This window comes from Paenibacillus sp. FSL H3-0457, assembly GCF_037981725.1.
In the GTDB taxonomy this organism is placed as follows: domain Bacteria; phylum Bacillota; class Bacilli; order Paenibacillales; family Paenibacillaceae; genus Paenibacillus; species Paenibacillus amylolyticus.
In genome coordinates, this window is record NZ_CP150283.1 from 2,393,060 (window position 1) to 2,408,650 (window position 15,591).

Here is a 15,591-nt window from a genome sequence, read left to right on the forward strand (position 1 = left end):
CCTTGACGTGCCCCGGCACGCCTGCGGAAAACTTCCTTGCTTGGAACGAAAACTCGGGAAAATCTGCTTCCTTCGGAGTTTTCAGACACGTCCTAAAGTCATAATTTGATAAGTCAACAGGTCACCACAGCAGATAGAGGTCTTACTCCCCCCGCCGTATACTTGAACCACAGGAGCCGCAACGGAGCTTCATCCTGAGGAAGAATTCAAGAGGAGTGAGGGAGAACAAGTTATGAAGACACAACCCCAGGCGGGTAAGGGAGTACGGATATCGGAAATACCGGGAGAAACAGTCCGAAAGCGCAAGTCTGTGTGGCACAATCTTGGCAAATTCAAGGTGCTGTATCTCATGTTCTTGCCAGGTGTCCTGTTTCTACTGGTGAACAACTATATGCCGATGTTCGGCGTTCTGATCGCATTCAAAAATGTAAACTATGCTGATGGTATTTGGGGTAGCCCATGGAGTGGATGGGACAATTTTAAATATTTGTTCTCAACCAGTGATGCATGGGAAATTACCCGAAATACACTCGCGTATAACACGGTGTTTATTGCACTAAATCTCTTAGTAGGTGTCGGGCTTGCTATTCTGCTCAATGAAGTGAAGAACAAAGCAATGTCCAAGTTATATCAATCACTTATGTTATTACCGTATTTCTTGTCCATGATTGTGGTCAGTTATCTGGTACTGGCTTTCCTGGGCAAGGATTCAGGCTTCATGAACTCAACGGTTCTGCAGATGTTCGGCGGTCAGCCGATCGACTGGTATTCAGAGCCGAAGTATTGGCCGTATATTTTGCCACTCGTGAACACATGGAAAAATATTGGATATTATGCCGTCATTTATCTGGCAGCTGTCGTGGGTATCGATGAAGAATATTATGAAGCAGCTGTGCTCGATGGCGCAACCAAATGGCATCAGATACGCTTCATCACCATTCCGTTTCTCGTCCCATTAATCGTCATTATGACGTTATTGCAAATTGGCCGTATATTCTATGCAGACTTCAGTCTGTTCTATCAGGTTCCATTGGAATCGGGAGCGCTGTTCCCTGTAACGAATGTACTGGATACCTACGTATATCGTACGTTCCTTATCGGTGGAGATATCGGGATGTCATCAGCAGCCGGTCTATACCAAGCAATCGTTGGATTTGTGCTGGTTCTTGTATCCAATACCATCGTAAGGCGAATAGATAAAGATAATGCATTATTTTGAGAGGAGGCAAGTCAGCTGTGAAATCACGTGATCCACTAGCCGTATCGAAGCGTTCCGCATCCGTTATTCATGCGATGTTTCTATTCTATGCCATTGCCTGTATCGTGCCGATCCTGCTTGTCTTCGCCATCTCATTTTCGGACGAGACAACAGTAATTGCCAATGGATATAAGCTTATTCCAGAGAAATTCAGCCTGACGGCTTATGAGTTTCTGTTCAGAGATATGGATCAGATCATTCACTCGTATGGTATATCCTTTATCGTTACCGTTGTAGGTACCATTACAAGTGTTGCACTGACCGCATTGTATGCGTATCCGCTCTCACGGAGAGATCTGCCTTACCGGGGCTGGTTCGCCTTTTTCATCTTCTTCACAATGTTGTTCAATGGGGGGCTGGTACCTTGGTACCTGGTCTATGTCAACGTATTGGATCTGAAAAACTCCCTACTGGCACTCATTATGCCGCTACTGCTATCCCCATTCTTTGTACTGGTCATGCGTACATTCTTCGCGAACTCCATTCCGGTGTCTATTCTGGAATCGGCTCGGATTGATGGTGCGGGAGAATTGAGAACGTTTGCACGTATCGTGCTTCCGCTCTCTCTTCCCGTAATGGCAACCGTTGCGTTGTTCAGTACATTGAATTACTGGAATGACTGGTACCTTAGCATGATTTTTATATCAGATAACCGGACGATCAGCCTTCAGTACCTTATGTACCGGACGCTGCTCGATATTCAATATTTAACAACCAACTCCAACGTCTCTTCACAGATTTCGTCGCAGGGTGGATTGCTGAATCTGCCTAACAAAACTCTGCAAATGGCGATGGCTGTAGTCGGTATTGGTCCAATTGTACTGGCATATCCGTTCTTCCAGCGTTATTTCATCAAAGGTCTTACGGTTGGCGCTGTGAAGGGATAACTCTGAACCGGTTAGCGGAGTGGGCAAGGTAAATGAAGATGGACTGAAAGGGCATATACAGAAGTAGTTATCGGTTTATTTGTGAATTGGGGAATTCGGTTGTATGGTTCAACACATGACAGGAGGGGTTCAATTGGTTAGATCATTAAAGGTATGGTCACGCATGATGGCAACGGTTATGGCGCTGAGCCTGGTGCTGGCTGCTTGCTCATCAGACAAGGGTGGAACAACAACACCTTCCGCAGAAGGCGGAGGAGCAAGTGAAGGTGGGGGCAAACCCTATGAAGTGACACTGTTCTACCCAGGGACACCACAGAAGGATGTCGCTCTGGTGGAAGCCGAGATTAACAAAAAGATGGAACCAAAGATCGGAGCCACGCTTAAGATCAATGCAATTGACTGGGGACAGTGGGATAACAAGCTGAATCTCATGATTTCCTCAGGTGAAAAATCAGACATCATCTTCACAGCAGCTTGGCAGAACTACACGGTGAATGTAGCTAAAGGCGCATTCTTGCCCTTGAATGATCTGCTTGATGCACATGGTCAGGATATTAAGAAAAACCTGGACCCTGCCTTTCTGGAAGGTTCCCAGGTGGACGGCGTGAATTACGGCGTTCCTACGAATAAGGAACTCGCTGCCACACGTGGTGTGTTGGTACGTAAAGATCTGGCTGACAAGTATAAGCTGGACCTGACAGCTGTAAAAACTTGGGCTGATCTGGAGCCTCTGCTCAAAACAATCAAGGAAAACGAGCCAGCCATCACACCATTCTATATGTCCAATACCAACGGTAACGGGCTGTTAGAGAATCTGGATTGGGATTATCTCGGTGATGCTTCCGTACCTGGAGTCATCTCCAAAACAGCAGGCGGAACAACGGTGCTGAATGAAGTGGAGACCCCGGAATTCAAAGAAGCGGCTGAACTCGCTCGCAAGTGGTATCAAGCGGGATATATCAACAGTGATGCTGCTACGTCCAATGTGTTCCCGAAAGACCAGGCGAAGGCTGGAAAAGCGTTTCTCTGGACGGATGGCATGAAGCCAGGCAAGGATAAAGAAGAAGAAGGGTATGTGGGTTTCCCACTGACTCAGATTGAGATGACACAGCCGACAATCACGACGGGTGATGCGTCTGGAGCGATGCTTGCAATCTCCCGTTCTTCAGAGCAACCGGAGAAAGCGATGCAGGTCATTAACCTGCTGCATTCCGACAAGGAAATTAACAACTTGTTGAACTTCGGAATTGAAGGTACACATTATGTGAAAAAAGACGGACAGGATAATATCATTGCTCTCCCTGATGGCGTAGATGCTAACAGTCGTACCTACAATCCAGGTGCACAATGGCAACTGGGTAACCAATTCCTGAACTTCCTCTGGGATAATGAAGATCCACAGAAATGGGAGAAGTTCAAAGAGTTTAACGCCAAAGGTGTGAAGTCGCCTGCACTGGGCTTTACATTCAACAGCCAATCTGTCAAAAATGAAATTGCTGCGGTCAACAACGTGAACAAACAGTTCAAGCCGGGTATGACATCGGGCGCAGTTGATCCAAATGAGATGATTCCGAAATATCTGGAGAAATTGAAAGCAGCGGGAATTGATAAAATTATTGCAGCCAAACAGGAACAACTCGATGCATTCTTGTCTAAGCAATAAATGATCGTCAGCCATGACAGAGAGACCTGTGTTATTACAAGCTCTTGTCAGCGGTGAAAATGGAGGACGTTTTCGGTGAACAACCGAAGACGTTCTTTTTATTGTTGTTTTTTTGATTTGGATTGTTAATCATAAATAGGAAAAATATGATATAATAAGGTGGTTGATTAGGGGGTGTTCGTGTGTCGAGAACCAGACTTGTGTTCTCAGGGGCGTTATTGCTATTTGCTATTATCTTTACATGTAACCATCATCTTGGTTTTTCTGTTGGAGATACCATGCTGTCAGCAATAGGTATATCACCGTATACTACATCTTACTTGAGTGGAGTTCATATCACACTTTTCCTCGGATTGGGGATATTCGCGTGTGGATTTTACCTTACTCGCAAAGAAATCGGGAAATCATTCCCCGCTCTTGCAAAAGGGTTATGGATCGTAGTTATCGCTATCGTTCTCAGTTATTCGTACATGACGGATAAATTCATGTATGTAGCCAAGTGGGGAGCTTCAGGCATTAATGCGGTATCCTATGTACAGAATGCAAGTTCTTGTACCTTTAACGTGCTGAAAACGGGTGAGACCCGAGCAACCTGTGATCTGACACTCAAAAATTACGGCAGAGATTCCGTATCCGCCGTGTTATTGCCTGATCTCGCACGCAGTTATAAGTTAAAGGACGATCCCCTATTGGAAGCCTTGCAGTCTGTCCAATTAAGGCCCGTACATGTTGAGATTGAACGCCATGGAACGTTTACAGGTAAGTTGGAGTTTTACGGGAAAGCGGAATCCCCTCTGTTCGTCAATGGGAAACTTATGGATATTGTGCTGGATGTAGGCGTGGATGGAGCGAATACGGTATTTGATTATGATATTCCATAGTTGATATTTTCATAGAAAAAAAGAATAATTACATAAACAGAAGTGGAATAAAGTTTGAGTTGAATAGAACGATTAAAGATATATACTGAAATTAGATAGAGAGCTGGCTAATCGCTGGCTCTTTTTGTGCGTGGAAGTTGCATTTAGTGCAGAAATATTGGTTTTATCTCCTTTCCCCTTGAATTGGTAACGCTTACGCTAGATAATGAATCGGTTTGTCTCAAAAAAATTGTTTGTCTTTAGCGCTTACATCATTACAATTAATGTCACGACAAATTAAGACAAGGTGAGATGAAAAGATGTCATATCGGACAAACCTGTTTTCCAAAATGGTCATTCTTATTCTGATTATGCTGATTCCTGTAGTGCTTTTGTACTGGTACTCCAATCACAAAACAACAGCTGTTCTCAGAGATGAGTTGAATCGATCGAATAGTAACCAGCTTGAATTTTTCCAAAATCAAGTGAACACACACATCGAACTGTTATCCTCATGGCCGAATCTGCTCATACATGATCCTGATATTGGCAGCTTCCGGCGAATCTATGCGGACAGTAACTACTTTGATCTGGATGCGATCAACCTGGTCAAACGTATTCAGAATAAGCTGAGTATTCAGGAAAGCTCATCCAATTGGGCCACGAAATTATATCTGTATTCTCCTTCGCTGGGCAGGGTGGTTTCCGAAAGGGACGCACGTTCTTACGATAAAGAAGCGCTAAGGGAAAATATCATTTCCGGCTGGGATGTACGCAAAATTCAGGATGGGGAAGATGATCGGTTCATGTTTAGCTGGATTACGGTATCTCCATACGGTATTAAAGACCCGGCTAATAATGCAGAAACGATTATTAAACTGGAGTTTGATAGTGACAACATCCGGGATATGCTCGACAAATTCAAGGACGATGGCAGGCATGACCCCTTCTATTTCCGTGAAGAATCGGGTGTTATCTATAACCGGACTTCAGATCGTTCATTAACGAATCAGTTGATGGAAGAACTGTCCATCCATAAACTTCAGGACGTTGATAATCGTACAGTAGTGATCGGGAACGAGCCATATATGGTCAACACTGTGAAATCCAGTACAACAGGCTGGTATTTAGTGGACTATATGCCGCTATCAGATATTCTGAAGCCCATTCATCAATCAAATATGCTGTTCTATTCTTCCATGATTTGTTTGTTGTTAATGAGTTTTGGTGTGGCGTATTTGTTCTATGTACAGGTGCAGGTACCAGTGAAACAACTCATTCGAGGGTTCCAGCGGTTGAAGCAGGAGGATTATTCCGTGAGGATTAAGCCAAAGGGCCGCAATGAATTCAGTTTCCTGTCCGAACGTTTCAACTTGATGGTGGAGCAGATCCAACAGTTATTTGAACACGTTTACCTGGAACAGATTCATGTACGTGAAGCTCGGTTGAAGCAGCTGCAATCGCAGATTAACCCGCACTTTTTCTATAATTGTTTCTCCTTCATTACGAGTATGGCGAAACTCAAGCGTATGGACGCTGTTGTAGCGATGTCGCATAATCTATCGCGATATTATCGGTATACAACAAGACAGGAGCGGGACGTGGTACCGTTGACAGAAGAGATTGAATTTGTCAGCTGTTATCTGGAGATCCAACGGATGCGTATGGACCGCATTCATTACAAGATTGATCTGTCTGATGAAATGTTAAGACAGGAGGTACCGCCACTCATCGTGCAACCACTAGTGGAGAATGCGGTGATTCACGGTATCGAAGCGGACGCGGAGGCCGGAGAAATAAGAGTATCCGGGGAAAAACAGGGTGGTGTCATGGTTCTTGTCGTTGAAGATGATGGGCAAGGCATGACGCAGGAGGCACGTGAGGCGCTTCTGAATAAGCTCAGGGGAACGATGGATCAGGAGATGGGATGTGGCCTGTGGAATGTGAATCAGAGACTCCAGCTTCGATATGGGGAGCAGGCAGGGCTGGATGTAACGGAATCGGAACTTGGTGGATTACGCGTTACGCTGTCATGGCCTGCCGAACAGGAGTTTCTTCTGGAGAATGAAGGATAAGCACTTGGAATGTGTAGCGATGGAATCCATTTGCAGAATGAACGAAATAGGGAGTGAATCACTTGATTGATATATTACTGGTAGATGATGAGACATATGTAACAGAAAGTCTGGAACTTACGATCCCCTGGGGAGAGCTTGGAGTAACGACCGTGCTGCGTGCCGCATCTGGTAAAGAAGCGTTGGAGATTATGGAGGAAAATGCAGTAGACATCGTAGTTACCGATATTCGCATGCCTGGCATGTCCGGACTGGATCTCATTGCAGAGGTAAGCAAGCGCTGGTCTCATATCCGCTGTATTTTACTAACGGGTCACAGTGATTTTGATTATGCTAAAAAAGCCATTCAATTGCAGGCAGCAGATTATATCCTGAAACCCGTAAACGATGATGAGTTTATGGGATCGGTGTCGGCAGCCATCACGTCTCTTCGCGATGAGTGGGATGAATTCGATAAATATCACCGGCTGTTATACAGTCGGAAGTCTGACTATAAAATTTTGCGGGAAAATCTCATGCATGATCTGCTGCTGGGGCGTGAGATCACGGCGCGGGCACTTCGGGAACAACTGCAACAATATGAGATTCATATCGATCCGGAACAATCGGCTGTGATGATGCTGATTCGTCTTACAGGACGCTTCTCATCGATGGACCAGCAGTCTCTGGATCTGATGGATTTTGCGGTAGGTAATATTGCAGAGGAAGTACTTGGAGAGCAATTTAACGTGTGGTTTGGTCGCGGACCCCATGAGTGTCTGGTTATGTTCTTGCAGAATCAAGATCAGATCGGAGCTCCGCAGATGGACTTGGAGACGTTGAGAATCTCAGCTGAAACTTTCCGTGAGCATGTCATTCGATATTTACAGGGAGATCTGTCCATGGTAGTTACACCGTCATTTCCCTTTAACGAGTTGACAGCAGCTTATCGAAAAAGTCTGGGTTCGCTTGTCCTTTCAGGACCGGAAGAACACAAGATTATATATATGGACATGGATCAGGCACTCAGCAAAAGACCGGAGAATGATGCAACGCAGGCGCTCGAAGAGCTGTACAAACCGCCTGTACTTCCGCAATTGCTTGAGACCAAGCAATGGGAAGCGGCAGCCCGTAAGCTGAACACGGTCTTTGACGCGGCAGAACAGGTACGATTGTCCAGAGAACATGTGTATGAGATGTATCTGTCGGTAACTAATGCATTTATGTATATCGCCCATAAACAGGGGCATCTGGTGCATGAGATTGATCATGCGGGATTCGATCTGCTCCTTGCTCATCAGTTGATTCAATCCCCCGAGAAGCTGCGGCGTTGGGCTACCGAGATGCTGGCGAAGCTTCAGGAAGAGTTGTCCGATCAGGAAGGTGTGCAGAGCCGCAGACATGTGATCAAGCAGGTTCAGGAGCTGGTGACAAGAGATACAGGACAGGATCTGTCAGTGAAGATGATTGCGGACAAGGTATATTTACACCCCGTATATCTATCGAAAATTTACAAGGCAGAGACAGGGGAAGGTCTTGGGGACTACATGATTCGTATGCGCATGGAGCGTGCTCTGTATCTGCTTAAGAATAGTAATAAAAAAATATACGAGATTACGAGTGAACTTGGCTATCAAAATCCGCAATATTTCAGCAAAATGTTCAAAAAACATTATGGTATGACACCAAATGAATTTCGGGATCAGGCATAATTTCAACAACATTCCAGAATATAGGTTGGCAAAGGTGCAGAAATCTTGATTTCGTATCATAGGCTCAAAGGCCTGGTCAGCCTATAATGAAAGGGTAACCAAAATGATTTAAGGGGGAACAACATGAGAGCGCAATCAACGAAAAAGAGATTCTTGACGCTTCTCGCTACAACGCTGAGTCTAACTGTCGTTCTTGCAGGATGTTCAGGAGGCAGTGGGGGCGGAGATAGTGCAACACCAAGTACATCTGGAACCCAAAACGAATACAAAGAGAAATATGATCCGGCAGTTACTATTACTACAGCATGGGGAATCGATCCAGAGCTGAAATTTAAAAATGGCGAATCCATGGAAAATAACGTGGCAACCAAGTGGGCCAAAGATCAATTCGGGATTGAAATCAAATCGTTGTGGTCAGTAACAGACACAAATGGAGCATTTGCAACCAAGCTTCGTCTTGCGATGTCATCAGGACAGGAAATGCCTGATATTGTAAACGTAGGTGATAATCTGCTTGCTCAGGATCTGATTGATTCTGGAATGTATCAAGAAGTAGGTCCACTGTTCGATAAATATGCTTCGGACACATGGAAAAAAGCAATTGAACAAGATCCAAACGTATGGAACCAGTATAGTCGTGATGGAAAAAGAATGGGTATCCCTGTTCTGGACTATGCCTACAACAATGATTACTTGCTCTGGATTCGTCAGGATTGGCTGGATAAGCTGAACATGAAGGCGCCAAAAACCATCGACGAACTAGAAGCTGTTATGGAAGCATTCAAAAACAATAACCCTGACGGCTTGGCTCCTGATAAAGTCACTCCGCTCAGCATTGGTTTCAAAACTTCCATGAATACATGGATGGGAGACCCATCTTGGATCTTCGGAGCATATGGAACATTGCCGTTCCAATGGAATCTGGGGGAAGACGGCAAGCTGGAGTATGGCTCCATCAATCCGGGTATGAAGCAAGGTCTGACCAAATTGAGCGAATGGCTCAAAAAAGGATATATCCCGCAGGAAGCAGCTCTATGGGATGAGAACAAAACAGCAGAGCCAGCAGTTGCAGGAACTGCAGGTATTATTCCAGGACCTTACTGGATGAGTGGATGGCCACTTCTCGATACAGTGAAAAATGTACCGAGTGCCGTGTGGAAACCAATTGAAATTCCGTCTGGTCCTGAAGGCAAAGCGATGCGTCACGGGACACAGTTCGTTAATGGTGTTACGTTGATCAAAAAAGATATGGCGCACCCAGAAGCATTCTTTACGTATCAGAACTACCTGTTCGACAATTATGCTGACCCGGCTCCGGGTAGCCAGTATGACAACGGTCTGTTTGCAGGCTATGACTATCAATTGGATGCAGATGGGAAACAAATGCCGATTGACGAGATCGAAGGCGGATACGTGAACGTTGTACGTTATTTGCTTGTTCGTGACGGTGCTCGTATTCCAGATGCACAGATGAAAGCTCTGATGAATTTGGCCAATGGCAAAGAGCCGGAAACCAAGCTTGAAAAAGATGTTGCTGTCAACTACGGTAAAGAGACTCCAGCAGCAGCGAAAGTGTTGCTGAGCCAAGAAGAAATTTCCTTCAAGAACATGTTCACAGGTCCGACAACAAAGACCATGAAATCCAAGCTTGACTATTTGAACAAAATCGAGAATCAAGCATTTAACGAAATTATCTATGGCAAAAATCCGGTTGATGCGTTTGATACCTTTGTACAAACGTGGAAATCCGGTGGCGGTGACCAAATTACGCAAGAGGTTAACGAATGGTATGACAGTGTGAAAAAATAATTACAAGGAGCGCCCAGACGACTAACGTCTGGGCGCTTTTTTTGTTTATTAAAGCTGAGGCAAAGTGGTTGAATTTGTGCCATTTATATTGCTTTTATGTGCTGTTTGGACCCCGTAAAAGGTTGATATAATCGCATTATAAGCCACTCAGGGAGTACTTGAGTAGGAAGAAATACAGGGGGAGCAATCATGAGAACTTTGAAACGCACTTGGCCATTCCACGTTATGCTGTTGCCAGCCATTATCTTTCTGATTATCTTCAGTTATGTGCCTATGGGCGGAATCATTATGGCGTTCCAGAACTACAAGCCATGGCTTGGGATTAGCGGTTCTGAATGGGTTGGGCTGGACAACTTTAGATATTTGTTTGAACGTGAAGACAGCTTACAGGTCATCTGGAACACATTAATTATTGCTGTACTTAAACTGATTTTCAATTTATTTGTTCCATTTGTTTTTGCCATTCTTTTGAATGAGGTTCGCAAGATGGCTGTACAGCGAACGATTCAAACACTCGTATATTTACCTCACTTCTTGTCCTGGGTCATTCTGGGCGGGATTTTGATAGATCTGTTGTCAACAGGCGGCTTGGTTAACCGGGTTCTGGGAACCTTTGGACTTGGGCCATATTTCTTCCTGGGAGACAACAGTTGGTTCCGATCTACGGTCATTCTGACAGATGTGTGGAAAGAATTTGGCTATAACATGATTGTCTTTCTGGCTGCCCTTGCCGGAATTAATCCAGCGTTGTACGAAGCAGCGGAGATTGACGGAGCAGGACGCTGGAAACAGACACTGCACATTACAATCCCTTCGCTTGTGCCGATGTTGATGGTTGTAGGAACACTGGCGCTTGGTAACGTACTGAATGCCGGATTTGACCAGATATTCAACTTGTATAACCCGCTCGTATATCAAACGGGTGACATCATTGATACATTCGTATATCGTTCCGCAATGCAGAATGGTGAGATGGGCTTTGCAACCGCGATCGGATTATTCAAATCGGTTATTAGTATGATCTTGATCCTTGTATCGTACAGCTTAGCCAAAAAATACGCTGGATATCGCATATTCTAAACGAATGAACAGAGAAAGAAGGGACCACGATGTATCATAAATCATTGCCTTATCGCGTGTTTAATATAGTCAATACCTGCTTTCTGATTTTGGTCGCCATTATGTGTATCGTACCAATGATTCATGTACTGGCAGTATCCTTTAGTACAAAGGCTGCTGCCGATGCCAATCTGGTCAATCTCTGGCCCGTAGGATTTTCACTTGAGGCTTACAAAAAAACGATGAACAATCCAATTTTCTTGAACTCGCTCTGGATTTCACTTCTACGTACAGTGATCGGTACAGCTATTACCTTGCTGATTACGTTCCTGGCGGCGTATCCGTTGTCCAAAGAGAATAGTGAATTCAAAGGCAGAACGATCTACTCCTGGATTTTTGTATTCAGTATGATTTTCAACGGGGGACTGGTGCCGTTCTACATGGTTATCCAGAAGATCGGGTTGATGGATTCCTTCTGGGTACTGGTACTCCCAGGAGCAGTTAACACATTCCTTGTCATTCTGATGCTGAACTTCTTCCGTGGTATTCCAAAAGAGCTGGAGGAAGCGGCACTCATGGATGGAGCTAACCATTTCAGAACATTGTTCAGGATCTTCCTTCCCATTTCGATGCCGTCCATTGCAACAATTGCATTGTTCAGTATGGTGTTCCACTGGAATTCCTGGTTTGATGGATTGCTCTACATGAATAACGCCAAGGATTACCCACTTGCTACATTTATGCAAACGGTCATTATTGGACGTGATATGAGTAGCATGAGCATGAATCCAAAAGAAATGGAAGCTCTCTCTCAAACTACGGTAAGGGCAGCTCAGATCTTCATCGGAAGTGCACCAATCTTGATTGTGTATCCTTTCCTGCAACGTTTCTTTGTCAAAGGTATGACGTTGGGCTCAGTTAAAGGCTGAGCCTGTACCCCAAATTAATGGAGGTTGATACAGTGAGCAACTTGACGGAAAAGACATTCATTCTGGGAATGGATGTGTCCTTTATGGATGAAATCGAACAGCATGGCGGGAGTTATAGTGATGTGGATGGCAAGGAACAAGACTTGCTGTCCATCCTGAAGATTAATGACGCTAACGCGATACGACTTCGAATCTGGAATGATCCTGTTGGTGGATTCTGCAATCTGGAACGGACGGTGGAGATAGCCAAACGGATCAAGGAACAGGGCTTGAAATTTTTGCTTGATTTCCATTATTCTGATCGCTGGGCTGATCCAGCCAATCAATGGAAGCCGAAAGCATGGGAGAATCTGTCCTATGAAGAGCTTCAACGTGCGGTATGCATGTATACGGCTGACGTTCTGAGAACGTTGAAGGAACACGATGCGCTTCCGGACATGGTGCAGGTGGGCAACGAGATTACACCAGGCATGTTATGGAATGAGGGACGTGTTGGTGGAGAAGAGCATGATACGGATGAACAGTGGGAGCGTTTTGCAGGCCTTGTGAAGTACGGAATTGCTGCGGTCAAATCCGTTGACGCGGATATTCAGATTATGATACATATTGATCGTGGTGGAGATAACGCCGAGAGCCGCAAGTTTTACGATCGCTTTGAAGCACTGGGTGTGGAGTTTGATATCATTGGTCTCTCGTATTACCCTTGGTGGCATGGCACACTCGACGCATTACGTGACAATCTGCATGATCTGGCTGAGCGTTATGGCAAACCGATCAATGTAGTTGAAACCGCTTATCCCTGGACGCTGGAGCAGCCGGAAGGCATTGAATGGATTTTGAATCAGGAAGATATGTTGTTACCAGGATACCCTGCAAGTGTCGAGGGACAGACCAAATATCTGAAGGATCTATTGCAGATTATTCGCGAAGTTCCTGGTGGTTTGGGGCACGGATTCTATTATTGGGAACCTGCCTGGATACCAAGTAAAGAAGAATGGTCCGTCGGTCATCCGAATAACTGGGGCAACCTCACTATGTTTGATTTTAAAGGTCGCAAGTTGGAATCGTTTACAGCACTTGCTACTGTTGAAGAATCAGATGTCGTGACATACGTGTAATCTAGCGTAATATGTATCGTCTGTGAAGTCGTTGTTATCGTTATCATATATAAACTAAAAAAACAGTAATTAAAGCAAGGGAGTTGTCCTTATGACATACAAATTTCCACCTGTAAGTTCCAAAGCCCCGCACATGTTGCATGGCGCAGACTATAACCCGGAGCAATGGCTCCGCTATCCTGAAGTTCTGGAAGAAGATATTCGCTTAATGAAGCTTGCCAAGTGTAACGTGATGTCCATTGGTATCTTCTCGTGGGTGTCCCTTGAGCCGGAAGAGGGTGTATACACGTTTGAATGGCTGGATCAGGTTTTGGATCGTTTTGCAGCAAACGGTATCTATGCATTCCTCGCTACACCAAGTGGTGCCAGACCTGCTTGGATGTCCGCGAAGTACCCGGAAGTGCTCCGCGTATCCGAGAAGCGTGTCCGCAATCTGCATGGTTTCCGTCACAACCATTGTTATACTTCACCGGTATACCGTGAGAAGGTTACTGCGATCAACACAAAACTGGCAGAACGTTATTCGGATCATCCGGCTGTAATCGGCTGGCATATCTCGAACGAGTTCGGCGGAGACTGTCATTGTGATTATTGTCAGGAAGCGTTCCGTGGTTGGGTTCAGAAGAAGTATAAAACACTCGATGAACTGAATCATTCGTGGTGGACCACATTCTGGAGCCATACGGTTACAGACTGGAGTCAAGTGGAATCTCCGGCTCCACACGGTGAGACACAGGTACACGCAATGAATCTGGATTGGCGCCGTTTCGTTACGGATCAGACAGCTGATTTTATCGTGCATGAAACAAAACCGTTAAAAGCTCAGAATCCTGATCTGCCAGTCACAACCAACCTAATGGAATTCTATGGCGGTTTGAACTATTGGAAGTTCGCTGATATTCTGGATTTCCTCTCTTGGGACAGTTATCCGACTTGGCATGATGCAGATGACGACGCGAAACAGGCATCACGTATCGCGATGATGCATGATATCGTTCGTTCAATCAAAGGCGGTCAGCCGTTCTTGCTGATGGAGAGTACTCCAAGTTCGACGAATTGGCAAGATGTCAGCAAGCTGAAAAAACCTGGCATGCATCTGCTCTCTTCTCTCCAGGCTGTGGCACACGGCTCCGATAGTGTTCAGTACTTCCAGTGGAGAAAAAGCCGGGGGTCCAGTGAGAAACTTCATGGTGCGGTGGTAGACCACGTAGGAACGGAACATACTCGAGTGTTCCAAGATGTCACCGACGTAGGAACGGCTCTTGAAGGCATGGAAGCTATTGTAGGAACAGCGGTTCCGGCAGAAGTTGCAATCATATTTGATTGGGAAAACCGCTGGGCCGTTAATGATTCCCAGGGTCCGCGTAATATCGGTGTGAAGTATGAGCAGACGGTGGAAGAGCATTACGAAGCGTTTTGGAAAAAGGGAGTCGCTGTAGACGTTATTGATATGGATGCAGATCTGTCCAAGTATAAGTTGCTGATTGCTCCAATGCTCTATCTGGTACGTGAAGGTGTCGGGGAACGTATTGAGAAGTTTGTAGAACAAGGTGGTACGTTTGTAGCAACTTACTGGTCTGGTATTGTTAACGAAAACGATCTGTGTTTCCTGGGTGGATTCCCAGGCCCGCTGCGTAAGACACTTGGCATCTGGTCCGAGGAAATTGACGGACTGCATGATCGTGATCTGAACGGAATTATCCCTGAGAAGGGCAATGAGCTTCAGCTCAATACAGCGTATGATGCAATTGAACTGTGTGATCTGATTCATCTCGAAGGCGCGAAGTCCCTGGCTACGTACCGTTCTGACTTCTATGCCGGACGTCCGGCATTGACGGTTAACCAGTTGGGTTCAGGAAAAGCATATTACGTAGCGACACGTCTGAAAGCACCATTCTATGATGATTTCTATGCGAAGCTAATCGCTGACCTGAACATTGAGCGTGGACTTGAAACTGAGCTGCCTGCCGGAACAACGGCACATACGCGTACAGATGGTACAGCAGATTATGTGTTTGTACAGAACTACACGCCAGATGAGAAGCTGATTGAACTAGATGGACAGTCCTATACCGATCTGCTCAGTGGTGATGCTGTGGAAGCAAGTCTCAGCTTGAAGCCATATGACATTTGTGTTCTGCGCAGACCGGTTGCCCGGAAATAATGTAGATTCTATATGTTACTAAATAAATGAAGTTAGTAATTAGACAAAGAGTGCCCTGAACGCCTGCATTGGTGTTCA

11 protein-coding genes are annotated in these 15,591 nt (G+C 45.3%); all 11 read left to right on the forward strand.

All coding sequences use genetic code 11. The features are described 5' to 3' along the window. The first annotated feature begins 232 nt into the window (after positions 1 to 232). The 11 genes from MHH25_RS10805 to MHH25_RS10855 all read left to right on the forward strand — a co-directional run bounded on the left by MHH25_RS10805 (position 233) and on the right by MHH25_RS10855 (position 15,513). A complete protein-coding gene (locus tag MHH25_RS10805; RefSeq protein ID WP_036670214.1) occupies positions 233 to 1,219 on the forward strand; it encodes an ABC transporter permease subunit in 987 nt (328 codons plus the stop codon). A gap of 17 nt (positions 1,220 to 1,236) precedes the next feature. After that, positions 1,237 to 2,145 (forward strand): carbohydrate ABC transporter permease, encoded by a 909-nt coding sequence (locus MHH25_RS10810; RefSeq protein WP_017689303.1) that lies wholly within the window; start codon positions 1,237 to 1,239, stop codon positions 2,143 to 2,145. 133 nt (positions 2,146 to 2,278) lie between these two features. Next, positions 2,279 to 3,808: an ABC transporter substrate-binding protein gene (locus MHH25_RS10815; RefSeq protein WP_340019971.1), complete on the forward strand. Its 1,530-nt coding sequence runs from the start codon at positions 2,279 to 2,281 to the stop codon at positions 3,806 to 3,808. A 182-nt stretch (positions 3,809 to 3,990) separates the two neighbouring features. Then, positions 3,991 to 4,689, forward strand: a complete 699-nt coding sequence (locus tag MHH25_RS10820) for a hypothetical protein (protein ID WP_076318457.1) — start codon at positions 3,991 to 3,993, stop codon at positions 4,687 to 4,689. A gap of 299 nt (positions 4,690 to 4,988) precedes the next feature. Next, entirely contained in the window at positions 4,989 to 6,743 is a 1,755-nt protein-coding gene (locus MHH25_RS10825; protein ID WP_036609555.1) for a sensor histidine kinase, read from the forward strand. Positions 6,744 to 6,805: 62 nt separating this feature from the next. Beyond that, complete coding sequence (locus MHH25_RS10830; protein WP_036670221.1) at positions 6,806 to 8,434, forward strand: response regulator; 1,629 nt, start codon at positions 6,806 to 6,808, stop codon at positions 8,432 to 8,434. Positions 8,435 to 8,557: 123 nt separating this feature from the next. After that, a complete protein-coding gene (locus MHH25_RS10835; RefSeq protein ID WP_253507358.1) occupies positions 8,558 to 10,243 on the forward strand; it encodes an extracellular solute-binding protein in 1,686 nt (561 codons plus the stop codon). 189 nt (positions 10,244 to 10,432) lie between these two features. Further along, complete coding sequence (locus MHH25_RS10840) at positions 10,433 to 11,323, forward strand: ABC transporter permease subunit (RefSeq protein WP_017689297.1); 891 nt, start codon at positions 10,433 to 10,435, stop codon at positions 11,321 to 11,323. A 29-nt stretch (positions 11,324 to 11,352) separates the two neighbouring features. Then, positions 11,353 to 12,231 (forward strand): carbohydrate ABC transporter permease, encoded by an 879-nt coding sequence (locus tag MHH25_RS10845; protein WP_036670224.1) that lies wholly within the window; start codon positions 11,353 to 11,355, stop codon positions 12,229 to 12,231. 32 nt (positions 12,232 to 12,263) lie between these two features. Further along, positions 12,264 to 13,349 carry an arabinogalactan endo-1,4-beta-galactosidase gene (locus MHH25_RS10850; protein WP_083656916.1) on the forward strand — a complete coding sequence of 362 codons (1,086 nt, stop codon included), beginning with the start codon at positions 12,264 to 12,266 and terminating at the stop codon, positions 13,347 to 13,349. Between the two features lie 91 nt (positions 13,350 to 13,440). Next, a complete protein-coding gene (locus tag MHH25_RS10855; protein WP_340019972.1) occupies positions 13,441 to 15,513 on the forward strand; it encodes a beta-galactosidase in 2,073 nt (690 codons plus the stop codon). Positions 15,514 to 15,591 lie beyond the last annotated feature (78 nt).